31 protein-coding genes and 1 tRNA gene are annotated in these 22,935 nt (G+C 67.2%); 15 read left to right on the top strand and 17 right to left on the bottom strand.

Annotated elements, in window-relative coordinates; all coding sequences use genetic code 11:
• The 3 genes from IQ292_RS17670 to IQ292_RS11420 form a co-directional block, all read left to right on the top strand.
• Positions 1-220 (top strand): hypothetical protein (locus IQ292_RS17670; protein WP_238941030.1); only part of this gene is annotated, 220 nt, incomplete at its 5' end.
• A 635-nt stretch (positions 221-855) separates the two neighbouring features.
• Positions 856-1,515, top strand: coding sequence for a peptidylprolyl isomerase (locus IQ292_RS11415; protein ID WP_203310454.1), 660 nt, complete (start codon positions 856-858; stop codon positions 1,513-1,515).
• 83 nt (positions 1,516-1,598) lie between these two features.
• The gene (locus IQ292_RS11420; protein ID WP_203310455.1) at positions 1,599-1,997 is read left to right on the top strand and encodes a glycine zipper 2TM domain-containing protein; all 399 of its coding nucleotides are present in this window, start codon (positions 1,599-1,601) and stop codon (positions 1,995-1,997) included.
• A gap of 73 nt (positions 1,998-2,070) precedes the next feature.
• Here IQ292_RS11420 and IQ292_RS11425 read toward each other — a convergent pair whose 3' ends face one another.
• Complete coding sequence (locus tag IQ292_RS11425) at positions 2,071-2,901, bottom strand: HpcH/HpaI aldolase/citrate lyase family protein (protein ID WP_203310456.1); 831 nt, start codon at positions 2,899-2,901, stop codon at positions 2,071-2,073.
• Between the two features lie 98 nt (positions 2,902-2,999).
• Between IQ292_RS11425 and IQ292_RS11430 the strand changes: the two genes are divergently transcribed.
• Positions 3,000-4,178 (top strand): BaiN/RdsA family NAD(P)/FAD-dependent oxidoreductase, encoded by a 1,179-nt coding sequence (locus IQ292_RS11430; RefSeq protein WP_203310457.1) that lies wholly within the window; start codon positions 3,000-3,002, stop codon positions 4,176-4,178.
• On the opposite strand, the gene IQ292_RS11435 is transcribed toward IQ292_RS11430, so the two are convergent.
• Positions 4,124-4,309 carry a hypothetical protein gene (locus tag IQ292_RS11435; RefSeq protein WP_203310458.1) on the bottom strand — a complete coding sequence of 62 codons (186 nt, stop codon included), beginning with the start codon at positions 4,307-4,309 and terminating at the stop codon, positions 4,124-4,126. The two genes, IQ292_RS11430 and IQ292_RS11435, sit on opposite strands and share 55 nt — an antisense overlap.
• Before the next feature lie 105 nt (positions 4,310-4,414).
• Between IQ292_RS11435 and IQ292_RS11440 the strand changes: the two genes are divergently transcribed.
• Entirely contained in the window at positions 4,415-6,160 is a 1,746-nt protein-coding gene (locus IQ292_RS11440) for a DEAD/DEAH box helicase (RefSeq protein WP_203310459.1), read from the top strand.
• Between the two features lie 70 nt (positions 6,161-6,230).
• Positions 6,231-6,461, top strand: coding sequence for a KTSC domain-containing protein (locus IQ292_RS11445; protein ID WP_203310460.1), 231 nt, complete (start codon positions 6,231-6,233; stop codon positions 6,459-6,461).
• An 8-nt stretch (positions 6,462-6,469) separates the two neighbouring features.
• Here the strand turns inward: IQ292_RS11445 and IQ292_RS11450 are convergent, their stop codons facing one another.
• Entirely contained in the window at positions 6,470-7,585 is a 1,116-nt protein-coding gene (locus IQ292_RS11450; RefSeq protein WP_238941031.1) for a GGDEF domain-containing protein, read from the bottom strand.
• A 164-nt stretch (positions 7,586-7,749) separates the two neighbouring features.
• Here IQ292_RS11450 and IQ292_RS11455 point away from each other — a divergent pair, with 164 nt between their 5' ends.
• The gene (locus IQ292_RS11455) at positions 7,750-8,208 is read left to right on the top strand and encodes a hypothetical protein (protein ID WP_203310461.1); all 459 of its coding nucleotides are present in this window, start codon (positions 7,750-7,752) and stop codon (positions 8,206-8,208) included.
• A 206-nt stretch (positions 8,209-8,414) separates the two neighbouring features.
• On the opposite strand, the gene lepA is transcribed toward IQ292_RS11455, so the two are convergent.
• The 4 genes from lepA to pnuC form a co-directional block, all read right to left on the bottom strand.
• A complete protein-coding gene (gene lepA / locus IQ292_RS11460; protein ID WP_203310462.1) occupies positions 8,415-10,226 on the bottom strand; it encodes a translation elongation factor 4 in 1,812 nt (603 codons plus the stop codon).
• Positions 10,227-10,405: 179 nt separating this feature from the next.
• Positions 10,406-10,780 carry a hypothetical protein gene (locus tag IQ292_RS11465; RefSeq protein ID WP_203310463.1) on the bottom strand — a complete coding sequence of 125 codons (375 nt, stop codon included), beginning with the start codon at positions 10,778-10,780 and terminating at the stop codon, positions 10,406-10,408.
• Between the two features lie 409 nt (positions 10,781-11,189).
• The gene (locus IQ292_RS11470) at positions 11,190-11,708 is read right to left on the bottom strand and encodes an AAA family ATPase (protein ID WP_203310464.1); all 519 of its coding nucleotides are present in this window, start codon (positions 11,706-11,708) and stop codon (positions 11,190-11,192) included.
• The gene (gene pnuC, locus IQ292_RS11475) at positions 11,705-12,283 is read right to left on the bottom strand and encodes a nicotinamide riboside transporter PnuC (RefSeq protein ID WP_203310465.1); all 579 of its coding nucleotides are present in this window, start codon (positions 12,281-12,283) and stop codon (positions 11,705-11,707) included. The genes IQ292_RS11470 and pnuC overlap by 4 nt, the downstream gene beginning before the upstream one ends.
• Before the next feature lie 133 nt (positions 12,284-12,416).
• Between pnuC and IQ292_RS11480 the strand changes: the two genes are divergently transcribed.
• Positions 12,417-12,493 (top strand) — tRNA-Pro (locus IQ292_RS11480).
• 59 nt (positions 12,494-12,552) lie between these two features.
• On the opposite strand, the gene IQ292_RS11485 is transcribed toward IQ292_RS11480, so the two are convergent.
• The 10 genes from IQ292_RS11485 to IQ292_RS11530 form a co-directional block, all read right to left on the bottom strand.
• Complete coding sequence (locus IQ292_RS11485) at positions 12,553-13,824, bottom strand: hypothetical protein (protein ID WP_238941032.1); 1,272 nt, start codon at positions 13,822-13,824, stop codon at positions 12,553-12,555.
• A gap of 148 nt (positions 13,825-13,972) precedes the next feature.
• Positions 13,973-14,353: a thermonuclease family protein gene (locus tag IQ292_RS11490; RefSeq protein ID WP_203310466.1), complete on the bottom strand. Its 381-nt coding sequence runs from the start codon at positions 14,351-14,353 to the stop codon at positions 13,973-13,975.
• A gap of 139 nt (positions 14,354-14,492) precedes the next feature.
• On the bottom strand, positions 14,493-15,188 hold the full coding sequence (locus IQ292_RS11495) for a hypothetical protein (protein ID WP_203310467.1): 696 nt from the start codon (positions 15,186-15,188) through the stop codon (positions 14,493-14,495).
• The gene (locus tag IQ292_RS11500) at positions 15,185-15,412 is read right to left on the bottom strand and encodes a hypothetical protein (protein ID WP_203310468.1); all 228 of its coding nucleotides are present in this window, start codon (positions 15,410-15,412) and stop codon (positions 15,185-15,187) included. The genes IQ292_RS11495 and IQ292_RS11500 overlap by 4 nt, the downstream gene beginning before the upstream one ends.
• Positions 15,409-15,636 carry a hypothetical protein gene (locus tag IQ292_RS11505; protein WP_203310469.1) on the bottom strand — a complete coding sequence of 76 codons (228 nt, stop codon included), beginning with the start codon at positions 15,634-15,636 and terminating at the stop codon, positions 15,409-15,411. The genes IQ292_RS11500 and IQ292_RS11505 overlap by 4 nt, the downstream gene beginning before the upstream one ends.
• Entirely contained in the window at positions 15,633-15,947 is a 315-nt protein-coding gene (locus IQ292_RS11510; RefSeq protein WP_203310470.1) for a hypothetical protein, read from the bottom strand. Before IQ292_RS11510 ends, IQ292_RS11505 begins: the two co-directional genes overlap by 4 nt.
• Positions 15,948-15,964: 17 nt before the next feature.
• Positions 15,965-16,408 (bottom strand): hypothetical protein, encoded by a 444-nt coding sequence (locus tag IQ292_RS11515; protein ID WP_203310471.1) that lies wholly within the window; start codon positions 16,406-16,408, stop codon positions 15,965-15,967.
• A gap of 406 nt (positions 16,409-16,814) precedes the next feature.
• A complete protein-coding gene (locus IQ292_RS11520; RefSeq protein ID WP_203310472.1) occupies positions 16,815-16,958 on the bottom strand; it encodes a hypothetical protein in 144 nt (47 codons plus the stop codon).
• 86 nt (positions 16,959-17,044) lie between these two features.
• A complete protein-coding gene (locus IQ292_RS11525) occupies positions 17,045-17,434 on the bottom strand; it encodes an HIRAN domain-containing protein (protein WP_203310473.1) in 390 nt (129 codons plus the stop codon).
• Between the two features lie 9 nt (positions 17,435-17,443).
• Positions 17,444-18,184, bottom strand: coding sequence for a S24 family peptidase (locus IQ292_RS11530; RefSeq protein WP_203310474.1), 741 nt, complete (start codon positions 18,182-18,184; stop codon positions 17,444-17,446).
• 479 nt (positions 18,185-18,663) lie between these two features.
• On the opposite strand from IQ292_RS11530, the gene IQ292_RS11535 reads away from it, so the two are divergent.
• The 7 genes from IQ292_RS11535 to IQ292_RS11565 all read left to right on the top strand — a co-directional run bounded on the left by IQ292_RS11535 (position 18,664) and on the right by IQ292_RS11565 (position 22,600).
• Positions 18,664-18,855, top strand: a complete 192-nt coding sequence (locus IQ292_RS11535; protein ID WP_203310475.1) for a hypothetical protein — start codon at positions 18,664-18,666, stop codon at positions 18,853-18,855.
• On the top strand, positions 18,842-19,297 hold the full coding sequence (locus tag IQ292_RS11540) for a hypothetical protein (RefSeq protein WP_203310476.1): 456 nt from the start codon (positions 18,842-18,844) through the stop codon (positions 19,295-19,297). Before IQ292_RS11535 ends, IQ292_RS11540 begins: the two co-directional genes overlap by 14 nt.
• 322 nt (positions 19,298-19,619) lie before the next feature.
• On the top strand, positions 19,620-19,823 hold the full coding sequence (locus IQ292_RS11545) for a TraR/DksA C4-type zinc finger protein (RefSeq protein WP_203310477.1): 204 nt from the start codon (positions 19,620-19,622) through the stop codon (positions 19,821-19,823).
• The gene (locus tag IQ292_RS11550) at positions 19,820-20,674 is read left to right on the top strand and encodes a LexA family protein (protein WP_203310478.1); all 855 of its coding nucleotides are present in this window, start codon (positions 19,820-19,822) and stop codon (positions 20,672-20,674) included. Before IQ292_RS11545 ends, IQ292_RS11550 begins: the two co-directional genes overlap by 4 nt.
• Complete coding sequence (locus tag IQ292_RS11555; protein WP_203310479.1) at positions 20,671-21,849, top strand: DNA polymerase III subunit beta; 1,179 nt, start codon at positions 20,671-20,673, stop codon at positions 21,847-21,849. The genes IQ292_RS11550 and IQ292_RS11555 overlap by 4 nt, the downstream gene beginning before the upstream one ends.
• A 23-nt stretch (positions 21,850-21,872) precedes the next feature.
• On the top strand, positions 21,873-22,142 hold the full coding sequence (locus IQ292_RS11560; RefSeq protein ID WP_203310480.1) for a hypothetical protein: 270 nt from the start codon (positions 21,873-21,875) through the stop codon (positions 22,140-22,142).
• The gene (locus tag IQ292_RS11565) at positions 22,139-22,600 is read left to right on the top strand and encodes a hypothetical protein (protein WP_203310481.1); all 462 of its coding nucleotides are present in this window, start codon (positions 22,139-22,141) and stop codon (positions 22,598-22,600) included. Before IQ292_RS11560 ends, IQ292_RS11565 begins: the two co-directional genes overlap by 4 nt.
• The last annotated feature ends 335 nt before the right edge of the window (positions 22,601-22,935 follow it).

The raw sequence follows: 22,935 nt of genomic DNA on the forward strand, positions 1-22,935 counted from the left end.
GTCAGCGCGCCAGATTTTTCGTGACTGCCTCAGCGACCGTGTCGGCCACCGCTGCGGTGACACCCATCTAGGGAAGGCCTCCGATGCGGTCAACACAAAAATTGCACTTTTTTGGCAGCGCACCAAAAAAGTTGCTCAGCGGCCTCCGTGGGCCGTTCCAGGCGGGGTTGCCGACCCCACCCCGCCCCAACGGTATTACGGCGGTTCGGTTTCGCCATGATGACAGCTATGGTCACGGTGTTCGGGTCCGGCCCGATCGCGCGGCCCAGGGGGTGCGGTACATTGCTTGGCGCGCATGGGGGCGCTGGGTCACTCGTTCGGCAGATGCGAGTGGCCTGTGCAGGATACATGGCATCGGCCGATCGACGTCCTGCCGCTCTTCCCGGCCCGCCGACTCGGCTTCATGCGGAAGGGGTTGGTGCAGCAGCCGCACCCGCCATCGGTCGCCGAACTCGGCTCGACGCGACGAGGCTCATAGAGTCGTTCCCGACTGGCATGCTGGAAAGGCGGGGGAGAGCGGACTGGAAAGGCGGGGGAGAGCGGCGTTCTGAAGGCCGTCGACCGACGGGCGCTCGATCCCCCGACCCGAACCGTACCGATGCCGGTCTTACCGGCGGCTCCGCTCCATATATCGTTATAAGGCGCGGTCTGGGCGACTCACGCCTAGGCACAAAAAAAAGGCCGGTCAACGACCGGCCGGAAAGTTTTTAGGAGAGGATGCCTGAAAGGCCCGCCCCTTGTGCGCTGCAGCACGTATACAATCAAGTGCAAAAAACGCACGCGCGCTTTTGTCAGACGCAATCTACAGGTGCGGGGCGGCTTGTGCAGGCGCGTATCGGCGCCTAGCGCAGGCCTATGATCCGCCGACGCCTCGCTTTCTTCGCGTGTGCAGCGTTGCCGCTGCTTTGCACCAGCCTCGCAACGGCAGCGCCCGCGCGTGGGCGCGCCGCGACGCCCGCCATCGTCCGCGTCCGCCTGACCACCGGCTTCGGCCCGATCGTCCTCGCCCTCGAGGCGCGACGCGCGCCGGCGACGGTCGCGAACTTCCTCGCCTATGTCGACGACGGACGATTCGACGGCGCCAGCTTCTATCGCAGCGCCCGCAGCCGCCTCGCGCCGCGATTCGGCTTCGTCCAGGGCGGCATCCGTACCGACGCGCGGCGCATCCTGCCGCCCTTCCCGCTGGAAACGACGCGGCAGACCGGGCTGCGCCATGTCGACGGCACGATCTCCATGGCCCGTCGGGGCGATCCCAGCTCGGCCGGCGGCAATTTCTTCATCACGGTCGGGCCGATGCCGAGCATGGACGCGACCGCGACCTCTCCGGGCTATGCGGCGTTCGGCCATGTCGAAGCGGGCATGCCCGTGATCCGACGCATCCTCGCGCTGCCGACGGGCGGCGGCATGGGCGGTCAGCTGTTGCTCAAGCCGCTGGCGATCCTGCATGCCGAGCGGATCGGCAGCGCGGCGCGGCCGACCGGCCGGGTCAAGCCATGGCTAGTCAAGACGAAATAGCCGGACGCGGCGATACCGCCGCCTGCGAAACCATTTGGCACCGGACCGGTTTATCGCGGATCGCCCCCCTGAGGAGATTCCCGATGAAGACCAACCTTCTTGCCGCCCTGGCGGCGGTGACGCTCGCCGTGCCGATGACGGCAACCGCCGCCAATGCCCAGCGTGACGACCGCGGCTACCAGCGCGACGACCGCGACTATCAGTGGCACGGCGACCGCCAGGATTGGGACGCCTCGCGCGATTACCGGCCCGGCCGCTATCGCGAGCGCGCGCTGACGCGCGACGACCGCATCTACCGAGGACAGGATGGCCGGACCTATTGCCGCCGCAACGACGGCAGCACCGGCCTCGTCGTCGGCGCGGTGGGCGGTGGCGTGCTGGGCAACGTGCTCGGTGGCGGCACGCTCGGCACTTTGCTCGGTGCGGGCGGCGGCGCGTTGCTGGGCCGCAACATCGACCGCGGCAAGGTGCGCTGCCGCTGATCCGCGAGAAGGATCGCGCCTGATCGCGGCCGGCGCGAGAGGCGCCGGCCGCCTTGTCTTTTTAAGCCCCCCCTCACCCGCCGGCGCGCGCCAACAGGCTGCGCGCCTGCTTCAGGTGGGGTGCGTCGACCATCCGGCCGTCGATCTGCAGGGCGCCCGCGCCGGGATTGGCGGCGAAGGCGTCGACGATCGCCCGGGCCGCCGCGATCGCCTCCGCGGTCGGCGTGAAGGCTGCGTTGATGACGGCCACCTGCGAAGGATGGATCGCCATCATCCCGGTGAATCCGTCGCGCGCCCCGCGCGCGGCATAACTGGCGAGGCCCTCCAGATCGCGGAAGGCCGGGAACACCGTCTCGATCGCCGCAACGCCGGCGGCATGCGCGCCCAGCAGCGCGAGCGTGCGCACGACCTCGTATGGCGGCGTATAGCGCCCGTCCGCCTCGCGCGCGCTCGTCGCGCCGATCGCCGCGGGCAGATCCTCTGCCCCCCAGGTCAGCCCCGCAAGCCGATCCGCGACGCTGCGATAGCTTCCCAGCGCGAAGACCGCGGCGGGCGTCTCGGTGGCGACCGGCAGGATCGGCAACCGATGCGTCCCCATCGCCGCCGCCAGGGCGGCGACGCCCTCGGCGCCCTCCGCCTTTGGCAGCATCACGCCATCGGCCCCGCGGACCGCCGCCAGATCGGCGTCGAGCGCACCTTCTGCCGGCGGATTGATGCGGACGAAGCGCCGAACGCCGGCCGGCGCAGCGAGATAGCGTCCGACCGCCTCGCGCGCCGCCGCCTTCGCATCCGGCGCGACCGAATCCTCGAGATCGAGGATGATCGCATCGGCACCGCTTCCTGCCGCCTTCTCGAAACGCTCCGGCCGGTCGCCCGGTACGAACAACAGCGATCGCAGCCGCATCCCCTTGTCTCCTTCGCGCCACGCCTTTGCGCAGCCGCTCCGTATCCGCAAGCCGCCGCCATCGACGGCGACGCGGCCTTCGGCTAAGCGGCCGCGCCATGCCACCCGACATGTATGACGCCATCATCCTCGGCGCCGGCGCCGCCGGCCTGATGTGCGCGGCCGCCGCCGGCCAGCGCGGCCGTCGGATATTGCTGGTCGACCATGCCGACGCCGCGGGCAAGAAGATCCTCATTTCGGGCGGCGGACGCTGCAATTTCACCAACACCGGCACGGCGCCAGACCGGTTCCTGTCGGCCAATCCGCATTTCGCCAAGTCGGCGCTGGGGCGTTACACGCCCGCCGACTTCCTCGCGCTGGTCGAACGTCATGGCATCGCCTGGCACGAGAAGACACTGGGTCAGCTCTTTTGTGACGGGTCGGCACGGCAGATCGTCGCGATGCTGCTCGGCGAATGCGAGCTGGGCGGGGTGGAATTGGCACTGTCCACCCCCGTCGGCGACGTCGACCACGATGGCACGCACTTCGCGCTTTCCCTGCCGCGGCGAACGGTATCGGCGCCGCGCCTGGTGATCGCGACCGGCGGCCCGTCGATCCCGAAGCTGGGCGCAACCGGTTTTGCCTATGACCTCGCCCGCCGCTTCGGGTTGAAGGTCGTGGAACCGCGCCCTGCGCTGGTGCCGCTTGTCCTCGGCGCGGACGAAGCCTTGTTCCGCACGCTTTCGGGCGTGGCGGCGGAGGTCGTCGCCCGAGCCGGCAAGACACGGTTCCGCGAAGCGGCGCTGTTCACGCATCGCGGCCTGTCCGGCCCGGCGATCCTGCAGGTGTCGAGCTACTGGCGCCCGCGCGAGTCGATCGCCATCGACTTCGCGCCCGACACCGCCACCGGCTGGCTGGCCGCCGCGAAGCGCGCCCACCCGCGCAGCACGTTGCGGCGCCAGCTCGCCCGGCATCTGCCCGATCGCCTCGCAGAGGCGCTGGCCGATAGGCTCGCCCTCCCGGCCGAACTCGCCAATACACCCGATCGCGCGCTCGATCAGGCGGAGCGCCGTCTTGCCGACTGGCCGTTCGCCCCCACCGGGACGGAAGGCTTCGCCAAGGCGGAAGTCACCGTCGGCGGCATCAGCACCGCGGACCTGTCGTCGCAGACGCTGGAGGCTCGGCGCGTCCCTGGCCTGCACGCCATCGGCGAGGCCGTCGACGTCACCGGATGGCTGGGCGGCTACAACTTCCAATGGGCCTGGGCCAGCGGCTGGGCCGCGGGCCAGGCACTCTGACGCACCGCCTGCGTGGCATAAGCCGCGGCGAGCTGCGCGAAGGCCCGCCCCAGCGCGGACGTCGGCGCGCGATCGCTTTCGGCCTGCGCTTCCAGCGGGAGCCGGTGCAGCGTGGGAAGGGATATCGTCATGTCCCCGCCCTGCCATCGCCACATTGCGCCTATATTGCCGAGCGCTTGCCCTTTCCTCCCGCGCCCCTTGCCGCTATGGCGCGCGCCCCCATTTAGGTCCTTCTCATGCCCTTTTCCTCCCTTCCCCCGGTGCTCGCCGAGGCGCTCGTCGCGCGCGGCTATGAAGCGCCCACCGCGGTCCAGGCCGCCGTCATCCAGCCCGAAGCCGCTGGCCGTGACCTCATCGTCTCGGCGCAGACCGGCTCGGGCAAGACCGTCGCCTTCGGCCTTGCCATGGCCGGCGAACTGATCGTCGACGGCGAGCTCGCGCCGCCGTCCGCCCCGCTCGCGCTGGTGATCGCGCCGACGCGCGAACTGGCGCTGCAGGTCAGCCGCGAGCTGCAATGGCTCTATGCCGGCGCGCATGCCCGGATCGCCACCTGCGTCGGTGGGATGGATCCGTCCAAGGAACGCCGCAACCTCAACCACGGCGCGCACATCGTCGTCGGCACGCCCGGCCGCCTGCGCGACCATTTGGAACGGGGCGCCCTCGACCTGTCGGCGCTGCGCGTCGCGGTGCTCGACGAGGCGGACGAGATGCTCGACATGGGCTTCCGCGAGGATCTGGAGCAGATCCTCGACGGCACGCCCGAGGGCCGTCGCACCCTGCTGTTCTCCGCAACGATGCCGAAGCCTATCGTCGCGCTTGCCCGCCGCTATCAGCATGACGCGCTGCGGATCGAGACGATGTCGGAAGAGCGCGGCCATGGCGACATCGCCTATCAGGCGGTGACCGTCGCTCCCGCTGACATCGAGCATGCGGTGATCAACCTGCTGCGGTTCCACGAGGCGGAAACCGCCATCCTGTTCTGCGCGACGCGGGATAACGTCCGTCATCTCCACGCCAGCCTGGTCGAGCGTGGTTTCGCCGCGGTCGCGCTGTCGGGCGAGCATTCGCAGTCGGAGCGCAACCACGCTCTGCAGGCGTTGCGCGACCGGCGCGCGCGGGTCTGCGTCGCGACCGACGTTGCGGCGCGCGGCATCGACCTGCCCAGCCTGACCCTGGTCGTGCACGTCGAACTGCCGCGCGACGCGGAAACGCTGCAGCACCGCTCCGGTCGTACCGGCCGCGCGGGCAAGAAGGGTACGGCGGTGCTCATCGTCCCCTACCCTCGTCGTCGACGTGTCGACATGATGTTGCGCCAGGCGCGTATTCCGGTCGAATGGATCGCTGCGCCCAGCGCCGACGACATTCGCGCGGCGGATCGCGAACGCCTGCTTGGCACCCTGCTCGCCCCCATCGAGCTGGAGGATGAGGATCGCGAGCTCGCGGCGCGCCTGATGGCGGAAAAGTCGCCCGAGGACATCGCCGCGGCGCTCGTGCACGCGCACCGTGCCGCGCTGCCGCAGGCGGAGGAGCTGCTCGATGCCGGTGCGGCACCGCAGACGCCGCGCGACCGCGGACCGCGCCCGGGGTTCGAGGACACGGTCTGGTTCCGGATGGACATCGGCCGCCGCCAGAACGCCGATCCGCGCTGGATCCTGCCCCTGATCTGCCGCCGCGGCCATGTGACGAAGGCGGAGATCGGCGCGATCCGCATCAATCCGAACGACACGCTGTTCGAACTGCCGCGCGGCGTCGCCGACCGCTTCCTCGCCAGCGTGCGCCGCACCGCCAATCCGGAAAGCGATGAGGGCAGCCTGACCATCCTCCCCTTCAGCGGCAATCCGCGCGACGCGATGCGCGAGGGTGGTGGGCGCGGCGGCGGGCAGCGCGGCGGCGACAATGCCGCGCGTCCGCAGCGTCCAGGCAACATGGGCGGCGCGCCGCGCCATCAGGCGAAGCCGTTCCGACCCAAGCGCAAGGGCTGACCGCCCCGCTGCGGCGGGGACGCGCATTGCGCAGCGGAACAACACGAATCGCTCGTCGATTCGGGCCGTCATGCAGCGTGCCCGCCGTCTCGCCTCGTCCATGATCGACCGCGTCGTCCACGACGACGAGGCGCAGACGCTGTCCGTGCGCTTTCGCAACGGTAGGAACTATGTCTACGAAACCGTGCCGCGCGCCACCTATGACGCGCTGGTATCGGCACCCTCGGCAGGCGCCTTCTTCAACGACGCGGTGCGGGGGCATTTTCCATGCAGGCGGGCGTCAAAGCGCTACGCGCCCTGATGCCGTCGTCACGCCGCGGCGACGTGCCGGCGGCTGGTCTGCGTCGCCTTGTGACGCTTGACCGCATACAGCGCCGCGTCCGCCTCGGCGAGCAGCGCATCTGCCCCCGATCCCAATGCGCCGCGGGCGATGCCCGCACTGATGCCCACGCGGACCGACAGGCAGAGCTCCTCGAGCGGGATCGGCTTCGCGACGCGCTCGCCCGCGACCGCCGCGACCGTGTCCGCCATGTCGGCGGCGTCTCCGGTGAGCACGACGACGAATTCATCGCCGCCCAAGCGCGCGACGATCTGCCCCGGCGCGACCTGCCGCAGGCGTGCGCCAATCGCCGTCAGCACCGCATCGCCGGCGGCATGGCCGTGGCGATCATTGATCGACTTGAACCCATCCAGATCGAGGAAGAGGATGGCGGCGTCGATGCGCGGCAGGGCATCGAGCGCGCTGACGAGACCCGTGCGGTTGAGCAGGCCCGTCAACGGATCGGTCTCGGCCAATATCCTGGCCGCACGTTCGGCCCCGATGGTCGTCATCAGCAGGCGATGGTTCTGCAGCGTCAGTGACGCCGCGTGCACGACGAGCAGCGCGAAGAAGCTCGCGACGAACCCGTTCAGTCCGGCGATCGCGACGAGCATCGGCAGCGACGCCGATACCGCGAGGCCGACGCCGAGGCGGGGGAAGGCCGCCCATCGGGGCCCGATACCGGTGACGAGGCCGAGTATGCCGAGCGTCGCCGCGATCCGCAGCGGCTCGATTCCGGTCTTGAAGCTGACCGCGCAGCCGATGCCGAACACGGTGAACATGATCCAGGCGGTCGCCAGGATGACATAGGCGGTCCGCTCGCCCACTCGCCTGCCCGACCGGGTCGCCTGGATCGCGGCCGCCAGGCGTACGGCGGAGACGACGATGTCGAGCAAAAGCCAGGCACCCGCCCATGGCGCGCGTGTCATCCAAAGCGCGGCGGCGCTCATCAGCATCATGCACAGGCTCGCCGTCAGCACGCCGACGGGGCGCAGCATCATCGTGTCGAGCAGGTCTCTGCGCAGGTCGGTATCGTCGAGCGGAATGCCGGCGGCGCGTCCGATCGCCCGTATCGCTGTCCGCCTCGGCCCGTCGTCTTCCACCATGATCCCCCGATTGCGGGATCGGTATGATCGGGATTGTTTAAGAAGGCGTGGAATGAAGCTTCATATCGGAGATGATCGCCGTGCCACGCCGCCGGCCGTCCCTCCGGCGGAACCCCATGGCTCATCGCCCATTATCGCGATTAGTCCAGCGAGGAGTATCCGCCATGATCCGTCTTCTTGTTCTTGGGACCGCGCTCGCGGCCGCCGCGCCTGCCGTCGCGCAGACGCAGACCACCAATCCGGCCGACCAGCCCAGTACGCCGCTGCCCTATGATCCGGGCCACGACAGCACCAGCGCGCGCAGCAATGCGATCGCCGCGGCGAGCGCGCCCGGCGTCGCGGCGGCGAATGCCCAGGTCGCCGCGCAGGCGCAGATGCAGGGCGGTGCGGTCGATGCGGTCAACGCCGCGGACAGCGCGGACTATCGCGCCGACGTCCGCCGCTACCGCGCCGCGATGCGCGCGCGTCGCCAGGTCATCGCGGCCGATGCGGCGCTGCAGGCCGATCGCGAGCGAGCCTATGCCATGGCGATGGCTGACTGGCGCGAACAGGTGCGCGCCTGCAAGCGTGGCCATACCCGCGCCTGCAACATGCCGAGCCCCGATCCGCAGACCTATATGTGACCGACCGCGCGTGATCGCCTGCACGGCGCAGCGGCGCTCGGCTCGCCGCCCGCCGCTTTGCCGTGTGGCGACCTCGTTCGATCCAGCGAGACTGGAACGGGGCGGTTTCGGCCCTCGCCCCCACCGGTAGCCAATCCAGCATGCGCCGCGTGCGAGGCCGGGTGGGGTTGAGGGCCAGCACCGCCTCTGGCCACGGCGATCGGGTCCTAGTTCTCGTCGCCCATCCGCAGGGCGGCGATGAAGGCTTCCTGCGGGATGCTGACGCTGCCGTATTCGCGCATCTTCGCCTTACCTTTCTTCTGCTTTTCCAGGAGCTTGCGCTTGCGCGTTGCGTCGCCGCCATAACATTTCGCGGTGACGTCCTTGCGCATCGCGCTGATCGTTTCGCGCGCGATCACCTTGCCGCCGATCGCCGCCTGGATCGGAATCTTGAACAGGTGACGCGGGATCAGTTCCTTCAGCCGCTCGCACATGCCGCGTCCGCGCACCTCCGCGGTGCCGCGGTGGACGATCATGCTCAGCGCGTCGACCGGCTCCTCGTTGACGAGGATGCTCATCTTCACGAGGTCGCCCTCGCGATAGCCGATCTGGTGATAATCGAAGCTGGCATAGCCTTTCGACAGCGATTTCAGGCGATCGTAGAAGTCGAAAACAACCTCATTCAGCGGCAACTCATACGTCGCCTGCGCACGACCGCCGACATAGGTTAAATTCTTCTGGATGCCGCGCCGGTCCTGGCAAAGCTTCAGGATGGACCCGAGATATTCGTCGGGAACGTAGATGGTCGCCTCGATCCACGGCTCGCTGATGCTTTCGATCTTGTTGGGATCCGGCATGTCGGCGGGATTGTGCAGCTCGATATGGCCGCCGCCGTGCGTCAGCTCGATCTCATAGACCACGGAGGGCGCGGTTGTGATGAGGTCGAGGTCATATTCCCGCGTCAGACGCTCTTGGATGATCTCCAGATGCAACAGACCGAGGAACCCGCAGCGGAAGCCGAAGCCAAGGGCCGCGGAAGTCTCCATTTCGAAACTGAAGCTGGCGTCATTGAGCCGCAGCTTCGAGATGCTCTCACGAAGCTTCTCAAAGTCGTTGGCGTCGACCGGGAACAGGCCACAGAATACGACCGGCTGCACTTCCTTGAAGCCTGGCAGCGCTTCGGCGGCCGGCCTTTTCGCATCCGTCAGCGTATCGCCGACGCGTGCCTGAGCCACGTCCTTGATCTGGGCGGTGATGAAGCCGATCTCACCAGGGCCAAGGTCCGTCAGCTGCTCGATCTTGGGCCGGAAACAGCCGACGCGGTCGACGAGATGCTGCGTGCCGGCCTGCATGAACGTGACCTGCTGCCCCTTGCGCAGCACGCCGTCCATGACACGCACGAGGATGACGACTCCCAGATACGGGTCGTACCAGGAGTCGACCAGCATCGCCTTGAGCGGCGCATCGGGATCTCCCTTCGGCGCCGGGATCTGCGTGACGATTGCCTCCAGGATCTCGTCGATGCCGATGCCGGACTTTGCGCTGGCCAGGACCGCGCCGGATGCGTCCAAGCCGATCACATCCTCGATCTCAGCCCGCACCTTCTCGGGTTCCGCCGCAGGAAGGTCGATCTTGTTGATGACGGGCACGATCTCGTGGTCATGCTCGATAGACTGGTAGACGTTGGCCAGCGTCTGCGCCTCGACGCCCTGCGCCGCGTCGACGACCAGCAGCGCGCCCTCGCACGCGGCGAGGCTGCGACTGACCTCATAGGCGAAGTCGACGTGGCCGGGGGTGTCCATTAGGTTTAGGGTATAGGTTTCGCCGTCCTTCGCGGTGTAGGCGAGACGCACGGTTTGCGCCTTGATCGTGATGCCGCGTTCCTTCTCGATCTCCATATTGTCGAGCACCTGGCTCGACATCTCGCGCTCCGACAGGCCGCCGGTACGCTGGATGAGGCGGTCGGCGAGCGTCGACTTGCCATGATCGATGTGCGCGATGATCGAGAAGTTGCGGATACGGGAAAGCGGGGTGGCCACGGCGTCTGGTTCATTCTGTCTTGAGTAAGCCCGCGCCTCTAGCAGTTAGGATCACCATCGCGAAAGGGGGCTGGCCGACCCATCGCCATCGCGGCGGGCCGATCAGTCCCCTTCCCACGCGAATCGCCGCCGAACCCGCGGCGACCCGCGCCCCGCGCCCCCGCCGTCGGATCCGCGGTTCAGCAGCTGCAGCCGAAGCCCTGCTTGACGACGGTCACACCGGCGACGGTCACGCTCACCTCGACCCCGCAGGGGATGCCCCATTTGGTGCAGATCGAGATGCACGCCTTCGCCACCGTCCCATTCGGAATCCAGCCCGGCACGGGCAGGCACTTCGAGCCGATCCCGAGCGGCAGGTTGATGCAGATCTTCCCCTTGGTCACGGTGACGTCGATACAGCCGCCGGCCAGCTTCAGCGCGCCGTCGGTGAGCGTCAGCTTGCTCGCATCGGTCGTTCGCAACGCCTGCAGATGCTCCTCGTGATGCTCCTGCGCCGAACGAATGGCGGCAGCGATCTTGTCGTTGTCGAACGAAGGCAGTTTGGTTTCGACCATGTCGCAATTCCCCTCAGAAAATGTTGAGCCCGATGGGCGCCGCCACTTCTGATAGTTCCGACATGATTCGACAATTTAGGCCGCCGCCCAATCCTATCCGATTCGGACCCCGCATAATAAAAGCCGTGCAAAGCACCGACGCAAATCGCTCGATTCACGAACTATTGGTGCAACCGATCACATTCACATCGGATCATACTTCGCCAAAACGGGTACGGAACGCGGCCCGATGCTGCCGAGACAAGGACTTCGCACGGGACGACAGTCCATAAGCCGGCGGATATGCAGCCACGGGCCGGGGCGGCGCATGCCCCGCACCGGATCGCAACGGCACCGATTCCACACACGCGCATCAATCCCCGGGTCCGGTGCCGCATCGCGCCGTACCCGCGACGCGCGGCGGCCGTCGTCAACGGCTCAGGGCGTCGATCGCGCGCAACGCGTTCAGATAGCGTTGCGACCCTTGCCCGCCGACCAGCGCCCAGCGGACGCCCCGCCGCTCCAGCTCCGCCCGGCTGAGGTCGAAGAAGCGCTGGCGCTCCTGCCTCGTGCCGAACAGGCGCGTTCCGTCCTCCACCCACGGCAGGTCGATATCGAGCAGCAGATAGATGTCGGCCGGGTTGTGCCAGGTCGCGAACCAGGGATCGCGCCGGCCGAACATCATGTCCGCCCATACCGCGGTCATCAGCGGATCGGTGTCGAGGATGATCGGATAGTCGTGGGCGGCAAGCGCCGCGCGCGTCTTCGCGTCATGGCCCTTACCGATCTCGACCAGGTCGGCCATGGTCAGGTCGGTCCCGAACATCTCGCAATAGGTGCGGCCGAACTCGTCGACGCAGCGCGTGTCGAAATGCTTGGCGAGGCGCGGCGCGAGCGTCGACTTGCCGGTGCTTTCCGGACCATGCAGGCAAATCGAACGCGGCTTCACGCGATGGCGACCTTCTGGCGGCCGTACAGCGCGCGATGCCACTCGAGCAGCCCGGCGACCGCGATGGCGAGCAGCACGCCGTACAGCGCGGCGGTGACCCAAAGCCCCTTCGCAAGGTAGAGCGGCACCGAGCCGACATCGATCGCGATCCACAGCCACCAGCTTTCGATCGCGCGCCGGGCCTGCAACAGCTGCGCGACCACCGACGCGATCGCGAGCGCGGCATCCCACCACGGATAGGCGGCATCGGTGTACAGATGCATCAGCGAGGCCCAGCCCGCCCATATGGCGACGCCGGCGCCCGCCCAGGCCAGCCGCGCGGGTGCGGCCAGCCGCTCGACCACGACCTCGCCCTCCCCCGCCCGGCTGATCGCCCAGTTGCGCCAGCCATAGACGTTGGCCGCGAAGAAGAAGGCTTGCAGCACGGCATCGCTGTACAGCCGCGCGCCGGCGAAGACATAGCCGTAGATCGCCACCGCGAGCAGCGCGACGGGGTAGTTCCACATGCTCCGGCGCGCGACGAGCGCGACGTTGGCGACGACCAGCGCCGCGGCACAGGCTTCGAGGGCATTCACGCGGACACTGCTAGGCGAAGGGCCGGATTGCGCAAGATGCTATCTGGACGCTTGCATCCCGAAAAAACCGTGCGTATAGGCGCGCCTCCAAGCCAACCGGTCGGCTCCCGAAAGCTGAACGACCGGACTCCGTCGGGGAGTAGCTCAGCCTGGTAGAGCACTGTCTTCGGGAGGCAGGGGCCGGAGGTTCGAATCCTCTCTTCCCGACCACTTTCTAACCATCGGAAATCTCCCATTCTTGGGGCCACCCGCACGGCGGGGCCGTTTTCTTATCCCGGTGTTGTTCCGGTGTCCGGTGCGGAACACGCAGCCGTGAACGCGCCGGGGCACAGCTTCTCGATATCCTCGATGATCTGATCGGTCACCGCGAGCGCACGACCCAGATACCCCGAATCGAACGGCGCATAGGTGTCCGACGTCGACGGCCGGCGATGGCCCAGCATGATCTGCCCCTCGACCCAATCGCGCTCGCCGAGGCGCTGGCGCGCCAGATGCGCCATGCTGCGGCGGATCAGCTTCATCCCGCTCTCGCCGTCGCCGGGCAGCCCGATTGCCGCCTGCATCGCCGCGAACGCCTTCTTCACTGACCCGACCGAAACGTAAAAGCCCTGCCCGTTCGCATCGAGCAGCGTGGTCATGCGCTGGCCGATCGGCACGATGGGGCGATGCTTCTTCGTCTGCGCTCGGCCCTTCTGGTTCAGGTTGAGCGCGCGAGCGTTCGAATGCCACTGGTCGCGCTTGCGATCGGTCGAAACGTCGTGCGCGGCATCCGGCCGCGCCCAGGTCGCGACGCTGATGCGGAGGAAACGTAGCAGTTGATCGCGCTCGCGCACCTTGCGCTCAACGACCTTCTCGCTGTCATCAGCTTCGCGTTCCGGTGCCAGGCAATAGCGGAACATCGCGGCCAACGTCTTCACGTCCGCCCTGAACGCGGGGGTGCGGCTGACCTCCTCCGGTGCTTTCGCAGTGAAGCCAGCGGGAAAGAGGGTGTCCTTCCGATCATGTGTGAAGTTCACCGCGGCGGCGAGCTGCCGGACGCTAGCCTCGATCGTGCCTGGCGACCGCTCGCGCTCGTTGCCCCCTGTCGAGACGATCGGACGCGCAGCCATCCACTCACGGAAGTGGTCGATCCAGTCGTCGTCGACATCCTCGCACGCGGTTGCGGCTCGATCCGTTTCGATCAGATAGGCAGTGACGTGCGCCAGGCGCGGTCGGATCGACTTGATGCTCGACCGTGCTTCGCGCGCCACCAGATAATCGGCAATCGCGGCTGTCAGGAGGTGGCGTGCCCCAGCGCGCAGTGGCTGACCGCAGGCGGCGCAGACAGCCTGCCCGCGCTCCCGCTTCAGGTACAGCGCGTCTAGTTCGGACTCCGCCTGCTGGACGTCCTCAGTGCCCGTCGAGCGGCTGCGGTTACGTCGTGCAGCTGCGTCGTACCAGACGATCTGGAGATACGGGCTGCGGAGCGATCCGTCGGCTCGTCTGTCATAGGCGAGGCGATACTTGCCCCGCGTGTAGAGCTCTGGATCCGGCTGTTGCATGCTTCCCTCTGGGCCTTCGCGGCTTGCGTCAGGATAAGCTCCCCGACGCCGATGTGGTTGAGCAGGTCGAGGTCCGCGGCTTCGATGCGGATGCCCTTCCCCTTCTCGGTCTGGCGCGACCAGTGCCGCGCCAGGTCGGCGATACTCGTCACCGGCAATCTCCCATGTGATATTGGCGCCAGTACCGGTTCCAACGGACCGCGGCGCCGGCGGCGATCGCCGCGCAGGAGAGCGACCGGCCGTCTGGCAACGTGCAGCGCGCGACGACCCGCTTGTAGCTGGTACCGACCGGCTGGCAGATCAGCCGACGATTTAGCGTGAGGCGCGAGACGATAAGCCGGGCGCGCTCTGCGGCGACGTCATCGCAGGTATATGCAATACGGCGGGCGGCAGGCCGATGGCACGGCTCCGCACTTTCGAAGTCGGGCGCCTGGATGCCGGCGACGCGGACCTTTTCGCCCGATCGGCACCACAGCGGCCCATCGCCATCGTGAACACGGACGACCTCACAGACAAACGGCGGCATCATCAGGCAATCTCCAGAGCGAAGCCTCGGCCGACTTCGCGATCATTGCATCCTGCACAACCAGAAACCTCGTGCCGCTCGGCGCGCGTGTGCGCGATATTGATAGTGGCGGTGCCTATTGCGGATACGTCGTGGTTCAGGGTCATGCGGCAGACCTCGCATTACAATAGTCGGAAATGCCCAGAACCTTTGCAGGCTCGCGCGTATGCGGCCTGGCGGTTGCGGCGATGCTCAGCAGCAGATCGCGGAACGGCAGCGGTGTCGCATTGCGCTTCCGCGTCTTGTCCTTGCCGCCAATCATGGCGACCACGCCGATCCGCCGCGCTTTTTCGTAGCCATAGCGCTCGATCATCCAAGCCGGCAGACGCTGATCGCCCTCACCCCAGATGAGCTGCGGGAGTTCGATCGTGCCGTTGTAGCCGCCGTGCGCATATAGCCAGGTTGGCTTCCGGCTTTCGTGGCCGTAGAAGCCCTGCTCGACGTAGCACGTCCAGCCGCCCATGAAGTCGGCAGCGATCCAGCCCGCGGCGCCTCGCTCGGGCGTGTTCAGGCCGTAGGTTGTCCATGCCTTGCTGTCGGCTGGATGCTCCAAGACACCGCCGTAGAGCATCACCTGCATCAGCGCTCGGTCGAAGCAGCCGCCATCGTCCCCTAGCCGGTACTGATGCGGCTTCCGGGTGCTGCCGTGCCAGAAACGCCCCCAGCGCTGACACGGCGGGTGACCAACAACCGGATGCGGCCCAGCATATTCGCGAGCTTCGCGAGGCTCGTCCCAGGGATCGACGTCGGGCAGGCCGAAGTAGCAGCCGCCCGTCTCGACGTAGAGGGCCGCTATCATACCCCCTTCTCCTCTGCAGCGCGGCTGACCTTCAGCGGCCGGTCGCCGGGAAAGTACGGCACGGGCGCGGCAGCCTCCCAAGCGGCGGCGGTGATCTCGAACGGCGGCCGATGGGCCTTCTCGACCCGGACATAGCCGGGGCGCTCCGTCTGGACGCGTGAGCGGCGGACGCGGACCTTGTGGCCCTGCGCGATCTGGACGTCGCGATAGACGGACGCCGTCATGCCGGCCACCGCTGCATGCAGATCATCCGCAGGTCCGCATCGACTGCGGCGACCGCGTCATCGTACCGACCGCGAACGGGGTTGCCCCAGAGAGCGGCGCGGATCTGGTCAGCGTGCTCGGCGATCGTCTTGATCATCACGTGGCCAGCGAAGGCGCCAGCGCCAGCGAAGACGCACAGGCTCAGGACGCCCAGCGCGTGGGCAATATGGTCGGTCCAGGTCATGGCATCGGCCTTCCGATTGCGGCGAGGTGCGCCGGCTGTTTCTCAGGGAGATCGCAGTCGAATTCGGCGCCGGCCCAGAGAACCTTCGGCTTGCCGACGATGCGAAGCGTGGTCTCCTTGCGCGCCTTCCGCCCGAGTTGGCCCGGCCCCCAGATGCGGCGATTCTCGACGTGGCCCTTCAGCGTGCAGATGCCGGGGACCTTCACGGACGCGCCGGCGATCACGACCTGGGCGACGGCGTCGAGAACGCGCCGGGCCTGGCCGATCGCCTCATCCTCCGCGAGGCCGGCATGCATCAGCTGGTCGATCAAAGCGCTGTTGACCTTGCTCATGACCGGCTCGCCTCCAGGTAGGTGATGCCGTCGGCCGCCGCCTTCGCGCGGACGCGGGCCGCATGAGCCACGGCCAGCGCAATCTTCGCTTCGGCCTCGGCCTCGACGTGGTCGCGCTCCGCAGCCGAACGGATGATGTCGATATGGCTGCGCACGACGCTGAGGGTTGGCAGCTGATGCTTTCGGGGCGACCGGAGGCGGTTCGCCGTACCGATCAGCATGATCAGCGCGCGCGGCGCGACCGCTAGCTTCTCGGCACGCACGCGGATCGTCTCGAGCAGGTCCGCCCGCTCCGACTTCATCGCTGCGATCCGGCGATAGCCCTCGATCTCGTCTAGCTCGATCAGCTGCTGATCGAGCTGTTCCAGCCGGCGCACGACGTAGTTCAGTTCGTCGATGGCCTGGACGAGGTCAGGATCGTTGATGGCGCCCGCGGTCATCGCGCACCGCCCTGGGCGGCAAGGTCCCGCTCCCATGCGGCGCGGCCGGGCCAAGCCTTCCAATAGTCGCGGGCCAGCTTCTCTGCGTCCCCGCCTGGCAGGGTCATCTCGAATTCCGACCAGCCAATGACATCGGTCTGATGCTGGTGGCAGCCGAGCGACAGCGGGACGCAGAACCTGTCGGCGACTTTGCTGCTCAGTCCCTTCGCGTCAGGCGTGCCCTTCCCGGCGTGGTCGACGTGCGCCGATTGGATCGGTCCTGCGCACCACGGGTTCGCACCCTGGCACGCACACGGCAGCTTCCGCAGCCAGCGCTTGAACTCCTCGGCGCACTTCCACGCCGGGCGGCCGGCACGTTCCGGCTTCCGCGGCTTGAACGCCGATCGCGGGAGCCGACCCGCGCGCATCACGACCGGACCGCCCGTGACAGCACCCCTGCCCCGCCCGCCACCGCGAGCAGCACAGCCGTCTTCTGATCCGGGCTAAGCGCGTCGAAGCGGTCACGATCTTCGCGGTATCGATCGGTGATCCGGGGGGCGGGTGTCGCCACGATTTGCCTCCATGCCGCGGAGAGCGGCGATGACGGCTATGTGTAGGACGTGTCCTACTCTGTCAATAGGGAAAGTGGGACTTGTCCTACTCGTCCTCGTAGATAGGATCTGCGTAGAAACCGCTCTCATCGGGGGGCGGCGGCGCTGGGCGTTGGACTGGCAGGTCGGGGATTTCGCCATCGAAGGCGACCCGTACCCAAGCAGTATTCTGATGCAGCCCCTGAAAAAGGACAGTCAGCTCCCTGCCCTCGCGGATCATCCCGCCTATCCATTGCGCTTTTTCGGCTGACACATATCCGAACTGGACGCCGCGACTGGAGAATGCGGCCACCGCCCAGCGATCGTGCCTGTTGTTCGGCTCTGGACGCAGCTCGACGGCTTCGCCAGGAACGCACATCTGTGCCTCGAACCGTCGATCGACGCCTCGTTTATTCGGGTAAGGCAGCCCCACAATCGCAAGACTGAAAGGTTTCATCGGCGCTGATCAATGCCGCTTGATCGATCCGATAACGCGGCCATGAATCATGATATCTTTGCGACTGACCTCTTGGTCTGCGACATCGGGATTATCGCTGATCACCAGCACCCGATCTGCGCCGACGGCTCTCAAGCGTTTGACCGCCCCAAGGCCGAATAGCCAGAGAGCCCAGATCCTATCTTGCGCGTTCAGGTCGCGCTGGTTGACGTCGACGAAAAGCAAATCGCGGTCGTGCAGGGTCGGCTGCATTGAGTCGCCAATCCCGTCGACAATGCGGATGCGGTCCGGCGCGGTCGTCGTCATCGTGCGGAGGAAGCCGATGTCGAACTCGATAGGCTCTGCTTCCAGGTAGCTATCGTCGAGATCAGTGCCTGGCCCCATGGAATATGACAGGTCAAGCCGAAGCACCGGCGCGGTCTCTCCTCCATCGGCCGTCGATGTCCGCGGCTGTTCAGACCGGTCATTGCGATGCCCGGCTTCTGACGTTGAAGATCGCACGCCCGGTGCTCGCCCCTCGTAAGCGACGTCGACGAAGGTCTCCGAGGGCAGGCCCATAACCTCGGCGATCTTCCGCAGGGTCTCAGGCTGAGGACGCCGACTTTCGCCTCGCATAATATCGTAGATCGGCTTTCCGGACTTGCCTGTCATCCGCTGGTACGCACGATCGTAAAACTCTCGCGCCTCCGGGGCGGCATCCAAGGCATCGGCAATCGCAGCCTGCAGGGGCGTCTTGGCGGGGTCCGACATGTAGGACGCTTCCCACAAAGGTCCGATCGCTCCAACCCTAGGACGTGTCCTATTTTTTTGACTTGACGGTAGGACGCGTCCTACATATTGATGAGCTATGGACACCGAAGCGCCTCCTCTTCTCGATGCCGTGGACGAGTTCATCGAGCGACATGCAATGTCGGCGGTGACTTTTGGTAGGGCCGCACTTCGCGACCCTCACTTTGTACGCGATCTCCGTGCCGGCCGTCGCGTTTGGCCAGAGACGGAGAGCAAGGTTCGCCATTTCATGGTCAACTATCGCGCCCCGGCGGAGGCAGCATGACCTGCGCCGCCTGTGGCAGCGCGATCTGCCCTCACCCCGATCCGGTCTATACCGGCGTCATCCTCTCCCCAGCGGCGATCGTTCCCAAGGCGATCAGCCGCCCCCTCGCCGGTGGCTCTGCCCCCAGGGCCACCGGCAGCTTTGTCGGTCACCGCGATCACGAGAGGATCCCGGCATGATCGGCATCATGGCTGCAGCGGCGCTCGGCACGATCACTGGCGCGACCGCTGCTGCGATCGCCTTCGGTGCGATCCTGTCTGGCAAGCGCGAGGACCAGCGCGCGGGCGACCGCGAGGCGGATGCTCTTCGGAGCGAAGTGCAGGGAGTCGCTGTTCATACGGCGGAGGTAACCGATGGGACCGCGTAACGTCCTTCCGAAGCGCGTCGGACCTGATGAAGCGTCTTTCGGGAACCTCTTCGTCGCAGGCCTGGCGCGCGTCGCGGCCAAGATCGGCAAGGGCGCCTTGGCGGACCGCATGGGCCGTACCACGCGATCGCTCGACAACATCCTCGGCGGCGGCTCGACGACGGGCAAAGCAATGTTCGACGCGCTGCTCGCCGACGAGACGGCGCTGGACGAGGTCTTCGCGGCTTACGGGTATCGGCTTTGCCCGCTCCACTGCGAAGCGGCCAACGACTTGAACGTCGCGGCTGGGGTTATCGACGCCATGGGCGAGCTGGTGAAGGCCAGAGCCGACGGCCACCGCGACCACAACGAAACACTGGCTGTAGCCGCGCTGCTGCGCCCTCACCTCCCGGCGATGCAGGCCATCGTTCATGAGGCGGACGAACTGCGCGGAGCAGCCTGACGGGGACCTGAAAGCCGGCGCGACCGGCAGGAGTACGAAAAGATGACGATGCGTGAAGCGTCGGATGCAGCGAGGGCTGCCCCGGCGGCGGGAAAAGCGTGCGCGGCTAACGCAGGTGTGTTGCTGAAACAAGACACGTGCGGTATGAAGGCCGAGCCAGCAGCGAGCCAGGGGCATCCCTCGCTTTCCTGCCACGCTGCTGGTTCGCCTTCCGGCCGCGCGCCGGTCATGCCTCGCGCGGCCGGCCTTTTCCGGCTCCTACCGATTGCCCTTCCCGCTCTGCCTGAGTGGAACGAGCGCATCGAGCGCTGGGCCGTCGCCAATGGCTGATCAGATCGACCAGGCGAACGACATCGCCGAGGCGCACACGCGCCGCGCTGTTCGCGCCGCAATCTCGCGTGTCGACTATTCCCCGCTCGTCGACGGAGACTGTGACGTCTGCGGAGACGAGGCCGTCAAGGTTCGCCGCGTCGGCGGCAAGGACCGCTGCACGCCGTGCCGCGCCAAGCTGGAGAAAAGCCGGTGAGCCATACCCAGTTCAATCTGGCGCGGATGCTCTCGTGGATCGAGCTGACCGTCGAGACTGGCGATCCCGCACCATCGGACGCCGAGATCTGCGAGCTGTTCAACTTCACGTCGACCGAGAAGGCCCGCACGCTGCTCGCCGAGCTGGCCGACCAGGGGAAGATCCGGATCGACTGGAAGGCGGAGCCGCGCGCGATCACGCTGGGCGGCAAGGCAGCATCGGCGTTCGCACTCGCGAGGCCTCTCGCCGGCACCGTCGTCCGCCGCGACTACGAAGGCAAGCCGGTGCAGGTCCACCCCGAGACCGTTCTCGCGAAGCCGCACACCATCCACGTCGCCCAGGAGCGCCATCGATTGGCACCCGACCAGCCGAGCCGGGTGGATCAGATCCGCGCGGCGGCTGCGCGCCTGGCCTCGCGCGACAGGGCGCCCGCCCCAGCGCCAACCCGGATCCCCGCGCCAGTCGCCCCGCCAGCGACGAAGCCGGCACCTGCGGCAGAGCCGGTAAAGCGGCTCACGTCACCGGGCAAAGGCATGGGCAAAGGGTGGAAGCCTGCGACCGTCGCGCGCCGTCAGGATCGCCGGCAGCTGAACGTGCACTTCCCCTCCGACCGCTACGACGAGATCGTTCGAATCACGACGGCGACGGGTTCAACGCCCAGCGCTTGGGCGCGCGACGTGTTCATGGCCGCGCTCGGCGACCCGACCTTCGACAAGGGCCGCAAGCCTTTCATCCCCGCTGACGTGATCAGAGCGGCCGCCGACGCCGGCCAGCCGCTCGACGTCTTCGTGACCTCCCTCATCGCCCGCGGCTTCGCCGCATTCACTGCCAGCAATGGAGCATCAGCATGACCGTCCAGACGTCCTCCGCCGATTTCCGCCGCGCCATCTTCCTTGCCGGCAAGGTCGTCGGGCGCCGTAGTGCCATTCCGATCCTCAGCATGATCCGATGTCATGCGAACGGATCGTTCGAGGCCACGGGCACCGACCTCGACATGACGCTGACCGCGAAAGTCGCGCGCGAGCCCGGTGCGGACGCCGACTTCTGCATGCAGGCGCCGCAACAGGTGATCGCGGCCATCGCAGCGGCCGGCGGGAAGACGGTCTCGATGAAAACGAACGGCGGCAAGCTCCGCGTCTCATCGGACGCGCTCGACGTCACGGTCGACACCGTGCCCAGCGACGATTTCCCGATGGAGCACCTGCGACCAATCCAAGAGCAGTTTTCGGCCACCTTCTCGGCCGGCGACATCGCAGCGCTTGCGCGCGTCGCGGGCGCCATGTCGAGCGAGGAAACGCGTTACTATCTCAACGGCGTGCGCCTCAAGTCGATCGGCGCCACCACCATCCAGGCTCAGGCAACGGATGGCCACCGCCTCTACCTCTGCGACATCCAGCTGCCTGACGCGAAGGGGAAGCTGGGCGACAACGTCATCATCCCGCGCAAAGCAATTCGCCTTCTGATCGAACTCTCCAAGTCGGCGCAGAATGGAGTGAGCCTGACGATCGGCACGCCAGCCGCAGCAAATCGGCTCGAAGGAACGGCGCCGGAGCAGCCCGGCGCATCCCGCCTGCGGTTCAGCTTCGCAGACCGTTCGGCTGAGGTCTGCTTCACCAGCAAGTTGATCGACACGAGCCACTATCCCGATGTCGAGCGGGTGATCCCTGCCGGCGGCGACAAGCAGGCCCTGTTCAAGGTGGCTGACCTCCGCCGGGCCTTGGCGGCCGTCTCGGGCCATTCCCGCGAGATACGCGCCACCAAGATCGCCTTCGGCGCAGATGGCGTCGCAACCGTCTCCGCCGCGTACCTCGGCATCGGCCTTGCGGCCTCTATCAAGGTCGCCTGCGACCACTCGGCGCGTGACCTCACGATAGGGTTCAACGGCGGCTACCTGTCGTCGATCCTCAACGCAGCGCGCGGTGACGAGGTGCTCTTCACCATGACCGATCTGGCGGCGCCTGTGCTGGTGCGCAATCCGGCTGACACCGCGTGGACCGGCGTCCTGATGCCGATGCGCGTCGACTGACCGAACACGGATCGGGGGCAATCATGACCAGCATCACCAGCGCCGCAAAAGCGGCTCACTCGCTCAGCGTCGTGCGCATGATGGGGCTGACCACCGCCGCAACCATGCTTGGCGGTCAGGTCGAGTTAGCCGAGGCAATGGGCATCCAGCCGCGCAGCCTGCGCGCCAAATTCTCGGCCGATCGCGGCATCAGCAACGACGATCTCACTGCGGCGGCTGCTGCGCTTGAGGCGCGCGCCGCGCGGCTGACCGACCACGCTCGCAAGCTGCGTGAGGAAGCGGGGGAGCGATGAAGCTAGGCGCCCTCCTCGACAGCGATCCGTTCGATTTCCACGGCCGACAGCCGCTTGCCGTCAGTCAGTTCCGCGAAGAAGCAGTCACGCCCATTTTCCGGCTCATCCCGCAGGTATTGAGCACATTCCAGGACTGTGCCCTCCAGGGCGCTCTCCTGCTGCGGCTCACCGTCTTCGCCGTCCGGCAGGCGGCGGTAAAGCATCGCGCGATCGTGCAGCAGTCCGGGCATTTGGTCGTCTCCGTGAAGCTGCGGCTTAACGGATCAAAGCCTTGGAAGTGTCCGGCGTTCGAGAGCCGGTCAGCGGCCGGCGCGAAGCTCATAGGCGATGACGCCAAGGTTCGCTGCGATGAAAGCGGACATGCTCATGTAGAAGGCCATCGGTCGTCTCCCGCGTGTGCCGGCGATGCGGCTGGTCGTCGCATGTTCGATGGCTTTGCGAAGGTTTACGGCTGGTGAGCATTGCCGTGCTCATCCGCGATCTTGCGGCAGCCGGTGCTTCGCCTGAGGCGATCGCCATTGCCGTCGAGGCGATCGAGCGCGCGCATGCGGCCGCCGACGCGCCGCGCGCGGCCGCGCGAGCGCGAAAGCAGCGCCAGCGGCAGCGCGAGCGTGACATGTCACGTGACGGTCACGGGACAGTCACGGCCATGGAGCGTGACGTCACGGACGAACCCGCCCCCGCCCCCTCTCCCCTTCCTTCCCCCTGCACCCCCAACCAACCCCACGCCCCCACCCCCACCCGGGAAGATACTCCCGCGAGGACGCGCAAGGCGGCCGCATGGCCCTGCCCT

The organism is Sphingomonas beigongshangi, from assembly GCF_016820445.1.
Lineage (GTDB): Bacteria > Pseudomonadota > Alphaproteobacteria > Sphingomonadales > Sphingomonadaceae > Sphingomonas > Sphingomonas beigongshangi.